The 18,845-nt window shown below is 38.8% G+C and carries 18 protein-coding genes and 1 riboswitch; of the genes, 11 read left to right on the forward strand and 7 right to left on the reverse strand.

Annotation, left to right across the window (positions count from 1 at the left end):
- Positions 1–19 precede the first annotated feature (19 nt).
- Both M3196_RS14855 and M3196_RS14860 read left to right on the forward strand, forming a co-directional pair.
- The gene (locus M3196_RS14855) at positions 20–847 is read left to right on the forward strand and encodes an HAD family hydrolase (protein ID WP_251323094.1); all 828 of its coding nucleotides are present in this window, start codon (positions 20–22) and stop codon (positions 845–847) included.
- A gap of 76 nt (positions 848–923) precedes the next feature.
- Positions 924–2,207 carry a M48 family metallopeptidase gene (locus tag M3196_RS14860; RefSeq protein ID WP_251323095.1) on the forward strand — a complete coding sequence of 428 codons (1,284 nt, stop codon included), beginning with the start codon at positions 924–926 and terminating at the stop codon, positions 2,205–2,207.
- 145 nt (positions 2,208–2,352) lie between these two features.
- Here the strand turns inward: M3196_RS14860 and motB are convergent, their stop codons facing one another.
- Together motB and motA are read right to left on the reverse strand one after the other, a co-directional pair.
- Positions 2,353–3,129, reverse strand: a complete 777-nt coding sequence (gene motB, locus M3196_RS14865) for a flagellar motor protein MotB (protein WP_251323096.1) — start codon at positions 3,127–3,129, stop codon at positions 2,353–2,355.
- Positions 3,119–3,904 (reverse strand): flagellar motor stator protein MotA, encoded by a 786-nt coding sequence (gene motA / locus M3196_RS14870; RefSeq protein ID WP_251323097.1) that lies wholly within the window; start codon positions 3,902–3,904, stop codon positions 3,119–3,121. Before motA ends, motB begins: the two co-directional genes overlap by 11 nt.
- Positions 3,905–4,142: 238 nt before the next feature.
- Here motA and M3196_RS14875 point away from each other — a divergent pair, with 238 nt between their 5' ends.
- Both M3196_RS14875 and M3196_RS14880 read left to right on the forward strand, forming a co-directional pair.
- Complete coding sequence (locus M3196_RS14875) at positions 4,143–4,691, forward strand: peroxiredoxin family protein (protein ID WP_251323098.1); 549 nt, start codon at positions 4,143–4,145, stop codon at positions 4,689–4,691.
- Positions 4,692–4,932: 241 nt separating this feature from the next.
- Positions 4,933–6,357, forward strand: a complete 1,425-nt coding sequence (locus M3196_RS14880; RefSeq protein ID WP_251323099.1) for an ATP-binding protein — start codon at positions 4,933–4,935, stop codon at positions 6,355–6,357.
- 43 nt (positions 6,358–6,400) lie between these two features.
- On the opposite strand, the gene M3196_RS14885 is transcribed toward M3196_RS14880, so the two are convergent.
- Positions 6,401–7,036 carry a CAP domain-containing protein gene (locus M3196_RS14885; protein ID WP_251323100.1) on the reverse strand — a complete coding sequence of 212 codons (636 nt, stop codon included), beginning with the start codon at positions 7,034–7,036 and terminating at the stop codon, positions 6,401–6,403.
- 89 nt (positions 7,037–7,125) lie between these two features.
- Positions 7,126–7,665, reverse strand: a complete 540-nt coding sequence (locus M3196_RS14890) for a histidine phosphatase family protein (RefSeq protein ID WP_251323101.1) — start codon at positions 7,663–7,665, stop codon at positions 7,126–7,128.
- 103 nt (positions 7,666–7,768) lie between these two features.
- Here M3196_RS14890 and M3196_RS14895 point away from each other — a divergent pair, with 103 nt between their 5' ends.
- Positions 7,769–8,413 (forward strand): hypothetical protein, encoded by a 645-nt coding sequence (locus M3196_RS14895; protein WP_251323102.1) that lies wholly within the window; start codon positions 7,769–7,771, stop codon positions 8,411–8,413.
- A 233-nt stretch (positions 8,414–8,646) separates the two neighbouring features.
- On the opposite strand, the gene M3196_RS14900 is transcribed toward M3196_RS14895, so the two are convergent.
- From M3196_RS14900 to M3196_RS14910, 3 genes are read right to left on the reverse strand one after another with little or no spacing between them, the layout of a single operon-like run.
- Positions 8,647–9,639 carry an NAD-dependent epimerase/dehydratase family protein gene (locus tag M3196_RS14900; protein WP_251323103.1) on the reverse strand — a complete coding sequence of 331 codons (993 nt, stop codon included), beginning with the start codon at positions 9,637–9,639 and terminating at the stop codon, positions 8,647–8,649.
- A gap of 9 nt (positions 9,640–9,648) precedes the next feature.
- Positions 9,649–10,896 carry an MFS transporter gene (locus tag M3196_RS14905; RefSeq protein ID WP_251323104.1) on the reverse strand — a complete coding sequence of 416 codons (1,248 nt, stop codon included), beginning with the start codon at positions 10,894–10,896 and terminating at the stop codon, positions 9,649–9,651.
- Between the two features lies 1 nt (position 10,897).
- A complete protein-coding gene (locus tag M3196_RS14910) occupies positions 10,898–11,494 on the reverse strand; it encodes a winged helix-turn-helix domain-containing protein (protein ID WP_251323105.1) in 597 nt (198 codons plus the stop codon).
- Positions 11,495–11,666: 172 nt separating this feature from the next.
- Between M3196_RS14910 and M3196_RS14915 the strand changes: the two genes are divergently transcribed.
- The 6 genes from M3196_RS14915 to M3196_RS14940 all read left to right on the forward strand — a co-directional run bounded on the left by M3196_RS14915 (position 11,667) and on the right by M3196_RS14940 (position 18,790).
- Entirely contained in the window at positions 11,667–12,134 is a 468-nt protein-coding gene (locus tag M3196_RS14915; RefSeq protein WP_251323106.1) for a MarR family winged helix-turn-helix transcriptional regulator, read from the forward strand.
- Between the two features lie 170 nt (positions 12,135–12,304).
- Entirely contained in the window at positions 12,305–13,459 is a 1,155-nt protein-coding gene (gene spoIIP / locus M3196_RS14920) for a stage II sporulation protein P (protein ID WP_251323107.1), read from the forward strand.
- Between the two features lie 455 nt (positions 13,460–13,914).
- Positions 13,915–15,417 carry a cardiolipin synthase gene (gene cls / locus M3196_RS14925; RefSeq protein WP_425311013.1) on the forward strand — a complete coding sequence of 501 codons (1,503 nt, stop codon included), beginning with the start codon at positions 13,915–13,917 and terminating at the stop codon, positions 15,415–15,417.
- Between the two features lie 211 nt (positions 15,418–15,628).
- Positions 15,629–16,411 carry an undecaprenyl-diphosphate phosphatase gene (locus tag M3196_RS14930; protein WP_251323109.1) on the forward strand — a complete coding sequence of 261 codons (783 nt, stop codon included), beginning with the start codon at positions 15,629–15,631 and terminating at the stop codon, positions 16,409–16,411.
- A gap of 78 nt (positions 16,412–16,489) precedes the next feature.
- Positions 16,490–16,647: riboswitch (cyclic di-AMP (ydaO/yuaA leader) on the forward strand.
- A gap of 136 nt (positions 16,648–16,783) precedes the next feature.
- On the forward strand, positions 16,784–17,440 hold the full coding sequence (locus M3196_RS14935; protein ID WP_251323110.1) for a potassium channel family protein: 657 nt from the start codon (positions 16,784–16,786) through the stop codon (positions 17,438–17,440).
- A gap of 3 nt (positions 17,441–17,443) precedes the next feature.
- Positions 17,444–18,790: a TrkH family potassium uptake protein gene (locus tag M3196_RS14940; protein WP_338082951.1), complete on the forward strand. Its 1,347-nt coding sequence runs from the start codon at positions 17,444–17,446 to the stop codon at positions 18,788–18,790.
- Positions 18,791–18,845: the final 55 nt, after the last annotated feature.

An 18,845-nucleotide genomic window follows, 5' to 3' on the forward strand; every position in this document is an offset into this window, starting at 1 on the left:
ATTGCAGGAGGTGTTCAGCATGAAACACTTGATTGATGAAGCAAAGCTGCTTATTTTTGACCTGGACGGTACTCTTTATGAAGATACCGACCATTTTAATTATTATTGCAGGCTGATGCAGCAGCGTGTTGCTGACGATAAAAAACAAGCATTTTGGGATACATATGAAAGTATGAAAAAAGGAAATCATCCCGTCGCAATCGGGAAGGTCTATGATATTCAAAACGATGTCAGCGTAACCGTTGATCCAATGACACTGCAGGTAACAAAGGTGATGACTTTTGATGGGGAAGAATGGCCCTCTGAAAAAGTAAAAAAAGAATACCCTAGAGAGCTCGTTTATGATTTTGAGCGCTTAATTGCTATTGGAGATGGTTGGTGGCTCCCGTATGCGACAGCTATGCATTTTGGGTTGAAGCAAAGCGATACATGGGAATGCTATAACGCCACAAAAGAATATATGGTGACAGATCAGTTCAATTTAACGAAAACACCGGGACTAAAAGACGCTTTAATACGTTTAAAAGAAGAAAAGAAGCTCGTCCTTCTGACGAACAGTGAAAGAGAAGATGTCCAAAGACTTCTAAATGAACTGGAGCTGGACGGGATTTTTCATGCCCTTTATTCAGAAGGACAGAAGCCTTTAAAAACAAAGGAAAAGATACAGGCTATCTTGGATGAGTGTGGTGTTCAGCCACAAGAGGCCGTGTCAATCGGAGACAATTTTATTAATGAGATTGCACCTGCTCTATTGATGGGATTAAAAGCTGTCTATATACAGCCAAATCGAATAGAAGTTGAACACGAAAATCTGATCGTAATACCTACATTAACAAACGCTTTATAAAAATTATCTTTAGATTTGTTCTAATTTGGACAAATTGCCCTAAACTTTATAGTAGGTAAAAAAGGGGGCATGTGTTTTGAGAAAATCCTTTTTGTTTTTGATGGGCTTTGCGATATATGGAGCGTTGATGTGGTATTATCTCTTTCAAGGTGCGGATTCTGCACTGCCTATCCAGTTGAAAGGATCAGCGGCAGACCCCGCCATGTTTATGACGGAGAAAGAGCTGGAACTGAGCACCGATTTCTCGAGGATAAAAGACTTTTTGTACTTTATTTCTGTTCCGCTTGAATGGCTGATCTATTTATTTGTGTTAGGCTTTGGATTGTCAAAATGGTTTCGCAAGGCATCAAGCGGGCTAACTAAGTTTTCTATTGTTCATACGGCTGTCTATGTCTTGCTGCTTTCTTTTGCAAGCTGGGTTTTGACTTTCCCGCTGCGTTATTACAGTTTTACGGTATCCAAAAGCTATAACATTTCCGTTCAATCCTTTCATAGTTGGATGAGGGACGGTTTTGTTGATTTTTGGATAAGCTGGCTGCTGACAACAATAATGGTTGCGGTTATGTACTGGCTGATCAAAAAGTATGAAAAAAAATGGTGGGTGTATGCTTGGCTGGTGTCGGTACCGTTTACTTTATTTTTGTACTTTATCCAGCCAGTTGTTATCGATCCTCTATATAACAAGTTCTATCCGCTCCAAGATGAAGCATTAAAAGAGAAGATCCTTAACATTGCGGAAAAAGCCGATATTCCTGCTGAAAACGTATATGAAGTGAACATGTCCGAAAAAACAAACGCACTAAACGCCTATGTGAACGGAATTGGATCTAATTTAAGAATCGTGCTTTGGGATACAACCTTAAATAAATTAAGCGACAATCAAGTATTGTTTGTCATGGCACATGAAATGGGACATTACGTCATGAATCATTTGTACTGGAACCTGATCTCGTCGATTGTTCTTTCGTTTTTAGGTCTATGGATTGGCAGTGTCATCTATCGGAAGTGGGTTGAAAAGTACGGAAAGTCATGGGGAGTAAAAGGGATTGGGGACCTTGCTGCTCTTCCTGTACTGTTTTTAATATTCTCACTGCTTAGCTTTGCTATATCTCCGGTGGAGAATGCCGTTTCAAGAAAAGCAGAACGTGACGCTGACCTGTATGCCATTGAGATGACGAAGAACCCTGAAGCTGCAGTAGGGGCTTTTCAACAGCTGGCCACTGTATCGTTAAGTGAAGTGAATCCACCTAAAATTGTGAAGTGGTTCTTGTACGGCCATCCGACCATGCTGGAGCGCATCCACTTTTTAGACAGCTATAACACAGGTAAAGCAATTGATAAAGAGGAGTATCCTCATTAAATAACGAAAAGCTGGCATAAATTGTGGTCTATTAACCACGTTTTCGCCAGCTTTTTTTACTTTTTCATTCATACGATGTATAACTAACAATATTTACGAGCGGAACTCAGGATTTACTAGCAAAAATATAAAGGAAAACCTAACTTTATTTCACAGACTGTAAGTTTACATTCGGCAGAACCAATACTTCTACCCGGCGGTTTTTCGCTCTTCCTTCTGCTGTTTTATTATCCGCTTTTGGCCGGTATTCTCCATAACCGCTGGCACTTAATTGATTCGGCTTTAAACCTGGATTTTCAAGCAGAACCCGCATAAAGTTAATCCCGCGAAACGCACTCAGCTCCCAGTTGGACTGAAAACTCGCCGTGCTAATCGGCACGTTATCCGTATGTCCGGCAATCACAATATTTCGCGGGGGGTTTGTAACAAGAAGATCAGACAGCTTTTTGCCGATTTCACGAGAACCTGGTTTAACAGTTGCGCTCCCTGAATCAAATAAAGCATTGTCTAAAATAGTGATGAGCAATCCGTTCTCCGTAAGCTTCGTTTGCAAGCTGGTGGTCAGGTTATTCGCCTGAATAAACGCATTGATTCTTTTTTCAAGATCTTCTAATGCTTCAAGCTCTTTTTTGGCTTCTTCAAGCCGTTCTTTTTCTTCCTTTGAAATTACATCTTTTTGTGCATCAGGAATTGGATTTGAGTCTGGCGTAGGGATGGGCGCCTGTTCTTCCATCACTCCGGTCCCGCTTGTAAATTCGTTGCGAAACGCACTTGCCATCTGCTTAAATTTTTGGGCATCAATTTCACTCATTGCAAACAGAACGATGAATAGAGCAAGGAGCAGAGTAAGCATGTCCGCATAAGGAATGAGCCAGGACTCATCAACATGTTCATCATGATGCTTTTTCTTTTTAGCCAACATTACCACCCGCTTTATATTGGTCGCGTTCACTAGTTGGAATATAGGTTAACAGTTTTTCTTCTAAAATTTTCGGTGATGTGCCATCCTGTATAGATAATAGCCCTTCAATCATAATCTCTTTAATCATGACTTCTTTTTTAGACTTGCGCTTTAATTTATTGGCGAATGGATGCCATAATACATACCCTGAAAAAATCCCGAACAAAGTTGCAATAAACGCCGCAGAGATCGCAGAACCTAGTGCTACGATGTCAGCCATATTACTAAGCGCAGCGACCAGGCCAACGACGGCACCCAATACACCAAGTGTTGGAGCGTAAGTCCCTGCTTGGGTAAATATTGTAGCATTACTTGCATGACGTTCTTCCATTGTTTCAAGATCTTTTAAAAGAACGTCTTTAATGAATTCTGGCGGCTGCCCATCAACAATCATCTTAATTCCTTGCTGTAAAAACGGATCATCAACTTCTTCTGCTTTTGGTTCCAAAGCCAGAAGTCCTTCTTTTCTCGCAATGGTTGCCCATTCAATGAAAATCGTTACAAGATCCTTCATATCAATCAGTTTTTGTTCCTGAAAAAGCACTTTGAACAAAGCTGGTATTTTCTTTATTTCATTCATTGGAAATGCGATGAGTATAGCTGCTGCTGTTCCAGCAAAAATAATTAACAAGGCTGCAGGGTTTAGCAATGATATGGGACTGACTCCTTTTAAAACCATTCCGACACCGATTGCAATGATACCGAGTATAACCCCTATTATGCTTGTGCGATCCATAATGATGTTCCTCACTTTATCTTTTATTTCTGAAGCTCCTACTCGCTAGATATTCTTTTATATCGGAAAGATAAGGGGAAACTTAATGATAAAAGAATGAAAAACAATAATGTAAAAAATTTTTTATAAACAACTGTATGATTTAAGCTAAGCTTCCACAGACAAAAACCTGTCTCTATTTGATATGATGTAACCATTCAATGTGCGCGAGAAAATTATAGCGAAAAGAGGAATTCGTTTGAAGTTCAAGCCTGTTATTCTCATACTCATATTTGCCGGACTGATTGGTCTTGCATTTTATACCACTCAACAAGAAAAAGAAGAAGCCGCAAAAAAGACACCAACTGAACAAAACACCGGCTTGAAACCAGGAAGCAAGGCACCAGATTTTACCCTTAATACACTCGATGGTACACAAACCTCACTTAAAGATTATCGAGGAAAAAAAATTATATTAAATTTCTGGGCAACATGGTGTCCGCCTTGCCGTGAGGAAATGCCGGAAATGCAGAAGTTTTATAATGATTACAAAAATAAAAATGTAGAGGTTCTGGCAGTTAACCTGGAGTACTCAGAAACAAAACCGGAAAAAATTAAGGATTTTGTTCATGAGTACGGCCTTTCATTTTTAATTCCGCTCGATGAGAAGAATACGATTGGAAAACAATATAGAGCAGTATCTATACCAACCAGCTATTTTATCGATGAAGAAGGTCTCATTCAGAAGATACATATAGGTCCGATGGACTATGACTTTATGGAAGAAGAAATAGAGGAAATGAATTAATGATATTGCCATTAAAAGCCTTTGTAGATAAATGACAAAGGTTTTTTTATTATATTATGTAAAATTTCATCAGTGAAAATAATGCCAAAGACCTACATCGCCAAGATGAAAAAATGGGAAAGTTGACCAATAGGGAAGATTTCATTTTTGTCGAAATAAAGGTATTAACGGAGATAACTGAGAGACCGACCTTTTTTTAGACTAAGCCAGTATCAATTCTGTAAGAGAAGGGGACAACTTAATGAACAAGCAATATGAAGAAGTCGATATAAGACGTATTGCAGATTTTCACAATACACTTTCCCATTGCCCCATCCATCTTTTTGGGTTGAAAAGAGAAGAAAAAGGTGATTATATATTTACTCATTCTTCAGGGGCAATGCATGATGCTCGTGGAGTTTCAGTTAAACCAGCTCCAGGAACAAAACTTTACGACTTATATTCCAAAGATCTAGTATCAAGCTGGACGTCTCAAATAGAAAAAGCTTTCTCGGGACAGATGCAGACAGCCGATATAAAGCTTGCAGATCAAACCTTACGAACTACTTTATACCCTGTTTCAGGAGAAAACGAGGAGATTCATGAGGTGGTCGGTACTTCTTATATACTGTCAAAACATGCCCAGCCACAGGTCATCCAAGATAATAAATTTAAACAGTTGTTTAATCATGCACTCGAGGCGATTGTTCTATGCCGTTCAAATATGGAGATAGCAGAAGTGAATGAAAGAGCATGTGAACTGCTGGAACTTACCAGAGATAAATTAATAGGCGAAAATGCAGAGTCTTTTTTTATGAAAAATGGAAGGGATGTTATTCGAAGAAAATGGAAAGAAGTCATGCATGGCAATAAAATTAGAGGGGAGTTTCGTTATAGAACACCAGAAGGCTATATAAAAGAACTTGAATATTCATGTGAAAAGGACATCGTTGATCAATTGCATGTGACGATATTAAAAGACATAACCGATCAAAAGTTGACTGAACAAAAACTTCTGAAAGCAGAAACACTAAATGTTGTAGGAGAACTTGCTGCTGGTGTAGCCCATGAAATCCGAAACCCATTAACTTCATTAAAAGGGTTTGTTCAACTAATTCAAAATCAAACCGATGATTTTAATCAGTATTTATCTATTATTTTGTCAGAAGTCGACCGGATTGAACATATCATTAAAGAGTTCTTAGTTCTATCCAAAAGTAATTCTCAGAACTTTGAAAAGGCTTCTATTACAGGAATAATCAGGGATACTGTTGATTTATTGAACACACAGGCAATTATTAAAAATATTGAGATCTTAACGGATGTTGATGAAGATATCCCTCATTTATTTTGTGATCCTATGCAATTAAAACAAGTTTTTATTAACTTTATTAAAAATGCGATTGAAGCATCGTCTATAGGGGATGCCGTTGAAGTAAACATAAAGACTTGCAGGGAAAGCGAATATGTTCAGATTCAGATACGCGATTACGGGTGCGGAATGGATGAATGGGTTCTGAAAAAGATCGGAAAGCCTTTTTTCACTACGAAAGAGGAAGGTACTGGACTTGGCTTGATGGTCAGCAATAATATTATCAAACATCATAATGGTAAACTGGATGTACAGAGTAAAAAGGGAAGAGGAACAAACTTTATTATCTCTTTGCCTTTGAATCAAGAAAAATAAAAAGCTTTCCCAAATCGGGAAAGCTTTTTGTATTCAAAGAATATTACCCTTTAAACAATTGAACGAACATCTTACCATATTGTCCACCCTCAACTACACCAATACCAACGTTCGTGTAGTCAGATTTTAAAATGTTTTCACGGTGACCTTGAGAGTTCATTAAGCTTTGGTGAGCACCTTCTACAGAAGAGTTCCCTGCTAGGTTTTCACCAGCTGTGTTATATTCAACACCAAACTTCTTCATCATATCAAAGGGAGACCCATAAGTTGGTGAGTTATGATCGAAATAGTTGTTGTCGATCATGTCTTTTGCTTTAACACGAGCTACTTTAGTTAATTCTGGATCAGCTTTTAATGCTGGTAAACCTTGCTTTTGGCGTTCCTGGTTTACTAAGTCAAGCATTTGCTGCTCATCTGCAGTAAGTTCTGCACTTGCTTCAGCTTTTGGTGCTTCTTCAGCTGGAGCTTTTGTTTGCTCTTGCTGAGGTGCCGGAGCCGGAGCTGGTGCCGGTGCAGCTTGTTGCTGTTGTTGTTGTGGTGCTGGAGCTGGAGCAGCTTGTGCTTGCTGCTGATTATTATTAAAAGAAGCAAATGGGCAAGTTGATGCCGCTTCAGAGATTCCTGCGTTTGCGCTGAATAGGGAAGCGCCTAATACTGATGCAATTACAATCTTTTTCATAAGATGTTTCCCCTCCTAATGATTTATCTTACGTGTACATGTTTCGGGACTTTAGTAGGAGGGTTGGGGGTCTGGAATTATGTACCAGTTTAAGACACCCACAAGTTGGTTACACCATTATTTTTGAGATCAATTAAATACACATCAGGGTTTGATAAGAGTTCCCATTCCTTAAAACCAAAAGAGGGCTCATAAAGATTAATCAATAAACTTAACAGGTTTCCGTGTGTGACAAATAAAACAGAATTGTGTCCTGCAGCTTGGAGTGCCTGTATTAAAGAATGCACTCGCTGTTTCGCTTCAAATGTCGACTCGCCTCCAGGGAATTTTAAATGTTCTTCTTTGTATGTCCGTTCTAAATGCGTCTTCCAATCCCAATCAGGATCGGTTTGAGTCGAAAGAATGCGTTCAGATAATCGTTCATCGAGTTTAATTTTTGTATCATGCATGTCTGCATAGGGCTTTATCGTATCGATTGCTCTTTTAAAGGGACTGGAGATGACGCGATCAAATTGATATTTTGCTAAAAAATGGGCAAGGTCTTTTGATTGCAGTACCCCTTCTTTCGTTAAAGGAGCTTCTCTTTCTTGTCCGGCTGCCCGGCAGTGTCTTATGGCTATAATTTTCATAATTTTAACCTCGCTAAATAGATGTAGTTATTTTTTGTTTCGAGACGTTAAACTCAAATCCTTCCCGAATAATATGAATGTTGAAAGATGAAGGGAGATTGTTATGTATCCTGAATTAAATCATTTTAAGCAAATGAAAAAAGAATATGATGTAGATATCGCCCGTGCTCATGAAAAGTGGCAGCAGCTGCATAAACAAAAAGAATGGGCTTCTAATGAATATGAAGAATTGTTAAATGCCTATGGCGTTAGAAATACGAAAGTTACAATGGAACATTTAACAGAAGCTAAAAATAATTATCTTGCTGCTATGGAAAAAGAACGTGCAGCGATGGAACATTTAGATGAATTAAAAGAGAATAAGGACGACAGGCTTTCTGAATACATAAAAACAGTGTACAAATCGCGTGACCGTGAATTGGATGCTGCGAAAAACAGCATGGAGAAAAAAATTGATCAATTAGAACGGCTAAAGGCAGAGTACTTAATGATGGTACAACAAATTCAAGAGATAAATGCCTACAGGCTTTCTGTTGAGAAAGAAACGAACGAAGCTATTTCAAGCAACCAGCAGAATTATGAACCAAAAGAAATCCTGCCTCTATATCCTGCATTGTCAAGATTGGAGATTCCTCTATCAGATATTCAATATGTATTTCAAAAAGGAGACCTTCCTGCCCATTTAAGTAAATATCTACAGTTTAACCATACGGTTAAACGTTCGCCTTTTACAATAAAAAAGCCATAATCCTAACGAATAGGATTATGGTAAAGAAAACCGAACGCATGATGAAGAAATGGGGGTAGGGAATTGCTCTGCCGACCTCTTGTCAGCAGGCGAGATTTATATCTCACAATCCTACTATATGTCTTGAAGGGACAAATGGTATGGACAAGTGCCATGGGCATTCATGTATTTTTCAATTTCATCAAATAAAGCTGGCTGATTCAGGGGATGAAACCTAACAGCCAGCTTTTGTTTTATTTAACTTTTTCTTTCCATTTTTGCAGTAAAGTTTTTTCTTTATCTGGATGCAATCCGGCTTTCCATTGATCTGGAGTTAATTTTCTTGAAAGTGACCACTCTGCAGTATCACAGATCGTTTCTTCCACAGATCGGAAAGTAAGTCCTTTGTTAATTGCTTTAGCATCGTCTGCATAATCTAATCCTTTATATTCCTCACTTGCGATCCAAAGCGGGATTTCAACCCATTCCCCAACATTTTCATCGGTTAAAAATGATTCTGAAACAGGAACGGTTTTTGATTGATTTTTATCAGTGATGCATTTTCTTATAAACTCATTAAAATTATAAACTCCACCAATTGCTTGATAGACGCCGCTTTCCCCATTTTCAGCCATCCGTACGATCCAATTTACTAAATCACGTACGTCTATAAAACGTATAGTGGGATCCATCATATCAGGAATAAGGATGTCTCCGCCGCGACTACCCCTGTCAGGCCAATATGTAAATCGATCTGTATAATCATGTGGTCCGACAATCAATCCTGGTCGAATAATCAAGGTTTTTTCACCAAATACTGCTTCAACCTCTTTTTCACAAGCAGCTTTTAGTGCACCATAGTTCTCACCGATTTCGGTTACATCAGGATCTTTTAAAACAGCTGTCTTAGCTTCTTCAGTAATATTTCGGGCTGATTGATCTTCATAAACAGAAACGGAAGAAACGAATATATAGGAAGAAACATTTTTATTAAGAGTTTCTGCTGTTTTCCGAACTTGTTTCGGAAAATAACCGCAAGTATCCACAACTATATCCCAATTTTCCCCTTCTAAAAGATGGGTATCCTTGGTCCGATCTCCAATGATTTCTTTAACCCCTGGAAAACCTCCTGGTGCTTCTGTCTTTCCTCGATGGAACAACGTTACATCATGTTTGTTGTTCAAAAAAGATTCCGCCAAGTGTCTGCCTAAAAAACGTGTACCGCCAATGATTAATACATTCATCATTTACACCGCCTATTCCATTTTTCTTAATGCAGGAAGTTTCCACATGATTAAAGTGTTAACGATAATTAATGAAAGTGCTCCTCCAGCCATGATTTTATCAATGGTAAATCCATATGAGATAAGCGTGGAAGTTGCAGCTAAAGAAAGAGGAGCGAGCCCCATGCTTGCCATTGTTAAAAGACCCATCAGCCGTCCAAGCAGCTTTTTATCAACAGATGACTGAACGGCTGAGATAAGCGGAATATTTGTAGCGGGGAAGGTGACCCCGATAAAAAAGATTGCCATCATACAAAGATAAAGTGAAGAGCTTTGGCTAAACCAGAAAAAGAAAATGTTCATCGCAAACAAAGAGATTGTTACCATTAACCCGCGTCTTCTTTTGATGTTTAGAATACCGATAATGACTGAACTGATCAGCATACCAGCAGCCATTGATCCTTCAATAAAACTAAAATCAAGTGCACTGCCGTCCAAAATATTTTTTACGAAGATGGGTAAACCCATCATTAAAGGACCGACTACAAAAACATTTAGAAAAATTGTACTTAAAAAGAGAGCTTTTAAAAAGGCGGATTGTTTTACTACATCAAGTCCTTCTTTAATGGAGTGCCATATCCCAGTTTTTTTTGCGCCCTTACTTTCTGAAGCAGGAACATTTAATAAGAAGGCAAGAATCGCAGAGATTAATAACATAGCTGCTGGTACACCAAATGAAAACATGTAGCCGCCACTGCTTGCTACAAGTATTCCTCCTATCATAGGTCCAAGAATCAATGAGCTTTGCTGGGTGGTCTGTATAACTGAGTTAGCTCGGGTTAATTGAGAATTATCAACGACATTTGGGAGCAAAGAGCCATTTGCAGGCCATACGAAAGCATCTAATGCTCCAAAAAATAATCCGAAGAGGATAAAGGAAAGAAGCGATAAATGTCCTGCAGCCAGCATGATTAGCAAGCCGCATAATAACAGTGTTCTTAGAAGATTAGCTGCGAATAAGATTTTTGTCCTGCTGATTCTGTCTGCGAGCACACCTCCGATCGCCATAAATAAAATTCGCGGAACATTTGCCGCAATAAAAACAATTCCAAGTGAAGCTTCCTTATCAAGTGTTTTTACGACATACCAGCTTTGAGAAAATTGAAAAATTGCGATAGAAAAAGAAGAACAAATCGTTATTGCCCAAATAAATATGAAAGAACGTTGCTTAAAAAGGGATACTATTTTAGGCTGTTCTGCTATTACAGCTGCTTGTGCCATACTAATCAATCTCCTCTTCTGGGTAAGGTGTATCTTTTAATGGAAACGAAAGCATGAAATAATGATACATTTCACCTTCTTCCTGTTCATTTTTTTTAAATTCTGATATCATTTCTGAAATTTCTTTTGCTTTGTCACGGAGCTGTTTAACTTGGTCAGGTGAAAGTTTTACGTGTCTGTATCCAAACTTAAGCGGAGAGTCTGAATAGGCAAGAACCTCAGGGTCTAACTTTCGGATCATTGACTTTGTTTTATCAAGGGAAACTAAAATATTCTCCTTTAAAGCATCAGATAGTTCATCTTTTACTGCATTACGCTGATCGGGCAGGATCTCCGTAATTGAAAAAGATTGAGCGACAGGTCTGTAGAACTTTTGTATAATGCCGTTTTTCTCTTCCGTTCTTTCAACGTTTAACAAGCCAACGCGTTCCATTTCTTTTAGATGGTAGTGAATCTTTGGAGCAGGGACCTCCAGAATGTCGGCCAGTATTTTTCCTGTCTTTGCATCGTCCAAGATCTCCCATAGGATTTTAATGCGTAAGGGGTCACTAATAATCTTTAGTTGTTCAATCTCTCGAATGTAATAAATTTCTTGCATGTTTAACACTCCTAAAACGTTCAAATATATTTGATTGTATCATAATGGGAGTATATGCCAATCGTCAATTGTTTTGCACATTATTTGTAAAAAATAGTTCAAATGTTGTGAAAACTTTTGTATAATCTTAGTATAATGTTCGCATTACAACTAGAGGTTGGAGGTTCACAGTATGGGGAATAAGGATTTGAAATCCTATGTGGAGAGATTGGAAAGAGTACATTACATTGTTTCGAAGCGGCTGCACCCGGAAATTGCGATTGAAAAAGAATTAACAAAAACACAATTCGTCTTGTTAAAAACGTTATGTGTAAGAAATAAATGGACAGTGTCAAAGTTAGCCGATTATATGGGTGTTAAGCCAAGTGCAATCACTGTGGGGGCAGATCGATTGTACAAGCGTGGTTTTGTACGTCGTTACCGAAGTGAACTAGACCGTCGTATCGTATATCTTGAAATCACTGATGAAGGGCATGAAATTTTAAGGGAAGCTGAAAATGAGAGAGTCGACTCTATCAGCAATTACCTGAATCATTTATCTCCAGAAGAATTGGGAGCTTTTATAGATATTTATGAAAAGCTAGCAATCGGCACTCAAGCAGATGCAGAAGAATATATACTTTCCTCGAAAACCAGCTAAATAGGCTGGTTTTTTTTCATTTAGATTTTAGAGTATTTAACAATTTTATATGGGTTGAATGAATGAGCAGCACCAAGAATTCTCTATTATTTTTTCATAGATTTGATTCTATTTGAATTTCTAAGTGCATAGGATGTGATAGAAACGAATTAAGAAGTGGAGGACGACAAATGTTTACCCCGCAATTAAATATGAAACGTTTACCTCTTTTAGTAGCAGGAGCCATGCTTTTTATTGTCATTGCCACTAGTTTCATCACTTCCTTTGAGCACAAGTACAGGCTTAGCTCGTCCACAATGCATAAGTGGCTAACAGAATTTTCAGGGGAGGCGCTCGTTTATTTTATAGGCTGGGAAAACCGTTATTTTACGCAAGAGCTTCCAAAGGAAAGTGAACCTCCAGCCTTATCGAGTATAATGCTGGAGCTCGCAACGAGCATAAAGCCTGGAGATATCCGAAGCTTGCTTGGGAACGAACTTCCTGGTTTTGCACTTTATGATTCAACGATCATTGTTGCCGGGGAAGGGACAGACTACACCAATATTGGTTACGAGTCACCACCGCCGATGGAACTGCTGTTAAGTGGAGAAGATGCAGAAGTACAGGATATTGAAAGACTAGAAGACCCTGAACCTTCTGAACCACAAAATCCTCCAGGACAAACTACAGACGGTAAAAAGGTTGCTTACATCTATCATTCGCACAGCTGGGAATCATTCTTGCCCCATTTAAAAGGTGTGACGAATCCTGATCATGCCATTCATTCAAAAGTAAATATTACGATGGTTGGGAAAAAACTTGGTGAAGAACTGGAATCCAGGGGAATTGGGGCTTCTGTCGATATGACAGACATGACCGAATTCCTAAGAAAGAACAACACGGATTACCGCAAGAGCTATCCGATGTCCAGAACGCTTGTACAAAGCGCGATGGCCAGCAATAACGACTTGGAATTAATTTTTGATCTTCACAGAGACTCATCCCGCAAGAAGACAACAACAGCAACGATAGAGGGAAAATCCTATGCAAAAGTGCTGTTCGTTATTGGGAAAGGAAATCCAAACTTCGAAAAGAACCAAGCTGTCGCACAGGAAATTCATAAAATTCTGGATGAAAAGTATCCTGGCTTAAGCCGCGGAATCATTGGAAAAAACAAGTCAGAAGGAACAAATGGAGTATATAACCAGGATCTATCTGATAATTCGCTGTTGATCGAATTTGGCGGAGTCGATAATAACATGGATGAGCTGTATAGAAGTGCCGAGGCCATTGCGGAAGCAGTGGCAGAGTACTATTGGAATCAAAAAGATGTGAAAGCCGAATAGACTGAGGAACAGATTGGCTCCAGAGGCGGTAAAAACCACTCTGGAGTTTATTTTTATGGTCTGCGTGTGGGGTATATGAGCGGAAAAACTTGTCGAGGATTGTAGACTCGTGGATAAGTCATAAAAACTCGTGGATTCAAGGGTGGAATTTTTGGATTCAAGCCGAGAGCTCGTGGATTGAAGCCCAAAATTTGTGGATTACCTCTGTTGATTTTGCTTATAATACCCCATGCTGTATTAATAAGGAACAGTTTCGATCTCCGAAACTGAACGATATTTAAGGAAAAGTACTCCCGCTTACCCATTCGTAAATTCCACTTTCATAACAAGCATGGATTCTGCAAATAGTAAGAAAAAATGGTATAAAAAGAGAGAAGCGCTTGTTTTAATTACAAGGGGAAGGGAATAAAAGAGAGAAGAGAAGAATGTGAAAAAGGAGCTATTGCATGAAGCGAATGAAACGTATCTGGGAATTTTTCCTTACTGTACTATTGCTTATCTGCCTATACATCGTTTTCTTTGCAGAAGGATATGTCATTATAAAAACGGCATTCGGGCTCCTGTACATAGCGGTTATTTTATACACCATCTATTCATTGATGCTGGAAAACCGAACTGCACAGCATACACTGTTATGGATCTATGTTCTTATATTATTTCCTTTTATCGGGTATATGTTTTATCTGTATTCCGGCCAGCTTTATTTGAAGGGTCATCTGTTCAAATCAAAACGGAAAAACGACCGTGAAGAATGGATCAGGGTTTCAAAACAAGATGAGAAGCCGGATTTCAGTGATTTGAAAAGACATCAGCAATGCTTTGCCAAGCATGCACACCACATTACATTAACAAAGATTAACCGGCATACCGGGACAAAGATTTTAAAAAATGGACAAGAGACCTTTCCCGAAATTATTCAAAGACTGCAAGAAGCGAAAGAATATATACATATTCAATATTATATCTTTCGTTCTGACAGATTAGGAAAGGATATTATTGACCTTTTAATTAAAAAAGCAAATGAAGGTGTTAAGGTAAGGTTTTTATTTGATGGAATAGGTAGTCTGTCTCTTCACCAATATGATATTGACCGGATGAAGAAAGCGGGCATCCTCGTTGAAGCCTTTTTGCCTGTAAGGTACGGATTCTTTAATCAGAAGCTTAACTTCAGAAATCATAGAAAAATTATTGTAATTGATGGGAAGATTGGATTTGTTGGCGGACTAAATGTAGGAGTCGAATATTTAGGAGAAGATCCTGAAATCGGTTTTTGGCGTGATACACATATGGTAATGGAAGGTGAGGCTGTACAGGTTCTGCATGCGATTTTCCTGATGGACTGGGAATACGTATGTGGTGAAGATCTGCTCGAAGATCCACATCTAACGGAAGCATACCCAGCTGAGGGGGACGGAACTGTTCACGTTGTTGCGAGTGGTCCGGATACACAGCTTGGGATCATGAGTGATTTATATTATTCATTAATATCGTGTGCAGAAAAATCTATATGGATCGCTACACCTTATTTTGTGCCGAACGAAGCGATCCGGACTGCTTTAAGGGTGGCTGCTAAAAAAGGCGTTCAAGTCCGTTTGATGGTTCCAGAAATTAATGACGGCTTTTTGACTCAATACGCAACCAGATCATATTTTCCAGAGCTGCTGCGTTCAGGAATTGAAATTTATTCTTATCAGAAAGGCTTTTTACATCAAAAAGTTATTATTATTGATGGAGACACCGCATCGGTTGGAACGGCGAACATGGATATGAGGAGTTTCCATCTTAACTTTGAAGTTAACGTGTTCTTGATGAATACCAAATCGGTTAACGATCTGGTTGGGCAATATGATGAAGACATGGAAGAATCAATAAAGATTCGTCCTGTAGAATTTTATAAAAGAGGACTTTGGGAAAGGACGAAAGAATCGTTTGCCCGCCTGTTTTCGGGCGTCCTCTAAAGAAGAGCTTCCCCTCTTATCCAAAACAGTTGTTTTTTAAGAAGCAAGAAGGTCGAGGAAGTGAAGTTTCGAGGAACGGATAGTATTCCACATACTTGAGTATCGGAGTAACAAGACAGACGAAGAGATTCGACGCTTATCAAAAAACAAGAATAGATAATCCCCCTCAGGAATAGGGTTGTACGAGACCATATAACGAGGGGGATTTTTTATGGACTGGATTGAAGCCCTTATCTTAGGTATTGTACAAGGATTGACAGAATTCTTGCCGGTAAGTTCAACCGGTCATCTGCTGCTGGGAAGAAAGATCTTTGAGCTTGAGGAAGCTGGACTTTTCCTGGACAGCATGCTTCATATTGGTACACTGATCGCCGTTATGACTGTGTACAGCAAAGAAATATTACAGGTTTTAAAAAAACCTTTTAGCAAAACAGGGATTTTACTTATTGCAGGTACTATTCCTACAGCCATTATTGGACTTGCATTTAAAGATTTTTTTGAAGAAATCTCAAAAACAGGCGTTACTGTAGGATGGGAATTTCTCCTTACAGGCCTTCTGCTTTGGTGGGCAGATTCATTTAAACGAAACGGATATAAGGGGATAGAAGAAATAACGATTCGTGATGCCCTGTTAATTGGAACCTTTCAAGGAGCGGCTATCCTGCCTGCTGTTTCCAGGTCAGGTTTAACGATTGCTGCAGCCCTGTTTTGCAAGATAGATAAAAAAGCCGCGGCTTACTTTTCCTTTCTTTTATCGATTCCATCCATTGCCGGTGGGGTAGTCTTGCAGTCAAAAGATCTATTTACCGGCACCCATCAGACGATCTCCTTTTCAGCACTTGCTATCGGTACATTAGCATCTGCTTTGTTTGGGTATATTGCAGTAAAATGGATGATCAAATTATTGCAAACCGGTACGTTAAAAGGGTTTGCGATCTATGTCTGGCTTATCGGTTTGATCGTTCTTGGACTGCAATTTTCAGGAAAAATGTAAAGTATTTGTTAACACTATAAAAATGGATTGACAATTAAAAGTCGGAGGATTACAGTATATGTAATTCAAAATTTAGCAGGCTTTAGATCGCTGAATTTACAGTCAATTTCTTTATATAAAGAAAACTGTAAAACGGGGGAACCAATCTTTTGGGGTGAATTTTGCCAATAAGCAAAAAGGGATACTCCAATCCCTAATCCGACAGCTAACCCCGTAAGCGTCATGTCACTGGAGAGGTCAAATTGGTGAAAAACCGGACCCGCTTTTTTGTGTGGTCTTTTTTTGTTTTTTACAGCTTTTTGTGAACCTCTTAACCAGAAAGGCTAGAAAACAACGAAGGAAAACTTCATGGATTTTAAGGGGAGAAATGATATGAAAAAACAGTTTGCAGTTATAGGGTTAGGCCGTTTTGGAGGCAGTATCTGCCGGGAATTCGCCAAGATGGGCTATGATGTGCTGGCTATAGACAATGATATGGAAAAAGTAAATGAATTTGCTACAATTGCCACTCAGGCTGTTCAAGCAAATTCTACAGATGAAAAAGTGATGAAGTCTCTTGGAATCAGAAACTTTAACCATGTTATCGTTTCGATCGGTGAAGATATTCAGGCAAGCATCTTAACCACTCTTTTATTAAAAGAAGCAGGTGTAAATAAAGTTTGGGTAAAAGCACAAAATGATTACCACCATAAAGTATTAGAGAAGCTAGGAGCAGACCGTATTATTCATCCAGAACGTGATATGGCGCTTCGGGTAGCACAGCTTATCTCTTCTGAAAAAATTATCGACTTTATTGAGTTATCACATGAACACAGTATTGTAGAGATTGGTGTTACAGAGAAAATAGTAAATAAAACGCTCACCGATTTAGATGTTCGAGCTCGTTTCGGATGTAATATCGTTGCAATTAAACGGGGAGATGACATTCTTGTCTCCCCGATTGCAGATGTATCTCTTCAATATGGAGATGTCCTCGTTGTGATAGGGCGCAATGAAGACTTGAACCGCTTTGAGGATGAGGGAGTGTAAGCAGTGGGACTGCATGTCAATAAATCCAGATTGCATAATCCGATTAAATTAAACCCTCCTCAATTTTTAGCAACACTGTTTTTGTTTTTAATCATACTTGGGGCTTGTTTATTAAAATTGCCTGCAGCCCATCAAGAATCATTACGCTGGATTGATGCACTATTTATTGCAACATCTGCAGCCACCGTAACAGGTTTAGCAACTGTTGATCCGGGCTCAACATTTACTTTATTTGGAGAAATCGTTATTTTATTTTTAATACAGATCGGTGGACTTGGTGTTATGTCCTTTGCTTCTCTCGTCGTTATTATGATGGGAAGAAAAATATCTGTTAAGCAGCGAGTCCTGATGCAAGAGGCTTTGAACCAGCCATCAATAGGGGGAGTTATCAGGCTCGTCCGTAACTTATTTGTATTTTCGATAAGTATACAGATCATTGCCGTTTTCTTTTTGTCTTTACGCTGGGTACCTGAGATGGGGTTCTCTAAAGGGATTTATTATAGTATTTTCCACGTCATCTCTGCGTACAATAATGCTGGTTTTGCTCTTTGGTCTGATGGATTGATGGGTTATGTGGGGGATCCAATGGTGAACATTGTAATTTCATTTCTCTTTATAACAGGAGGAATTGGTTTTACAGTTCTCGTCGATTTATGGGTTAGCCGTAAATGGAAAGAGTTGTCTCTTCATTCGAAGGTAATGATTATTTCTACCTTTGCTATAAATATTTTGGCGATTTTGTTTGTTTACCTATTTGAGTTTAATAATCCAAAAACATTAGGTATGCTATCCGGGGCTGATAAGCTTTGGGCAGCGTATTTTCAAGGAGTATCACCAAGAACTGCAGGTTTTAACTCAATTGATATGACTGCGATTAATCCAGATACATCACTTTTAATGATTCTATTGATGTTTGTAGGAGCAGGAAGTACATCTACGGGCGGGGGAATCAAGCTTACTACATTCGTAGTGATTCTTTTTACTGTAGTTGCTTTTCTAAAAGGAAAAGATGATACAGTATTGATGAAACGTACGATCCGCAATGCAATTGTTTACCGTGCATTAGCGATTACGACCATTTCGATTTTATTTATCTTTGCAGCATTGTTTATAGTAACGTATGTGCAAAAAGGCGATCCTTTTATGATGATTCTTTTTGAGGTCATATCCGCATTTGGAACTGTCGGACTAAGTATGGGATTAACCCCTGACCTGACGTTCATCGGAAAATTAGTCATTTGTACTGTAATGGTTTTTGGTAAACTCGGTCCTTTAACACTCGCGTTCAGTCTTGCAAAACAAACAAGAGAAAATATCCGCTATCCTGACGGTGAAGTATTTACAGGATAAAACAATAAAAGCTGGTTCTAAAGGTTTAACCTTTTTAGAACTAGCCTTTTTTATG

This window comes from Fictibacillus nanhaiensis (genome assembly GCF_023715445.1).
Lineage (GTDB): Bacteria > Bacillota > Bacilli > Bacillales > Fictibacillaceae > Fictibacillus > Fictibacillus nanhaiensis_D.

What these genes read in the sequence shown, in the direction of transcription:
- M3196_RS14855 (WP_251323094.1), top strand. Translation starts at nt 20, where the DNA reads ATGAAACACTTGATTGATGAAGCAAAGCTGCTTATTTTTGACCTGGAC.
- motB (WP_251323096.1), bottom strand. Translation starts at nt 3,129, where the DNA reads ATGTTGGCTAAAAAGAAAAAGCATCATGATGAACATGTTGATGAGTCC.
- motA (WP_251323097.1), bottom strand. Translation starts at nt 3,904, where the DNA reads ATGGATCGCACAAGCATAATAGGGGTTATACTCGGTATCATTGCAATC.
- M3196_RS14880 (WP_251323099.1), top strand. Translation starts at nt 4,933, where the DNA reads ATGAACAAGCAATATGAAGAAGTCGATATAAGACGTATTGCAGATTTT.
- M3196_RS14885 (WP_251323100.1), bottom strand. Translation starts at nt 7,036, where the DNA reads ATGAAAAAGATTGTAATTGCATCAGTATTAGGCGCTTCCCTATTCAGC.
- M3196_RS14890 (WP_251323101.1), bottom strand. Translation starts at nt 7,665, where the DNA reads ATGAAAATTATAGCCATAAGACACTGCCGGGCAGCCGGACAAGAAAGA.
- M3196_RS14895 (WP_251323102.1), top strand. Translation starts at nt 7,769, where the DNA reads ATGTATCCTGAATTAAATCATTTTAAGCAAATGAAAAAAGAATATGAT.
- M3196_RS14900 (WP_251323103.1), bottom strand. Translation starts at nt 9,639, where the DNA reads ATGATGAATGTATTAATCATTGGCGGTACACGTTTTTTAGGCAGACAC.
- M3196_RS14905 (WP_251323104.1), bottom strand. Translation starts at nt 10,896, where the DNA reads ATGGCACAAGCAGCTGTAATAGCAGAACAGCCTAAAATAGTATCCCTT.
- M3196_RS14910 (WP_251323105.1), bottom strand. Translation starts at nt 11,494, where the DNA reads ATGCAAGAAATTTATTACATTCGAGAGATTGAACAACTAAAGATTATT.
- M3196_RS14915 (WP_251323106.1), top strand. Translation starts at nt 11,667, where the DNA reads ATGGGGAATAAGGATTTGAAATCCTATGTGGAGAGATTGGAAAGAGTA.
- spoIIP (WP_251323107.1), top strand. Translation starts at nt 12,305, where the DNA reads ATGTTTACCCCGCAATTAAATATGAAACGTTTACCTCTTTTAGTAGCA.
- cls (WP_425311013.1), top strand. Translation starts at nt 13,915, where the DNA reads ATGAAACGTATCTGGGAATTTTTCCTTACTGTACTATTGCTTATCTGC.
- M3196_RS14930 (WP_251323109.1), top strand. Translation starts at nt 15,629, where the DNA reads ATGGACTGGATTGAAGCCCTTATCTTAGGTATTGTACAAGGATTGACA.
- M3196_RS14935 (WP_251323110.1), top strand. Translation starts at nt 16,784, where the DNA reads ATGAAAAAACAGTTTGCAGTTATAGGGTTAGGCCGTTTTGGAGGCAGT.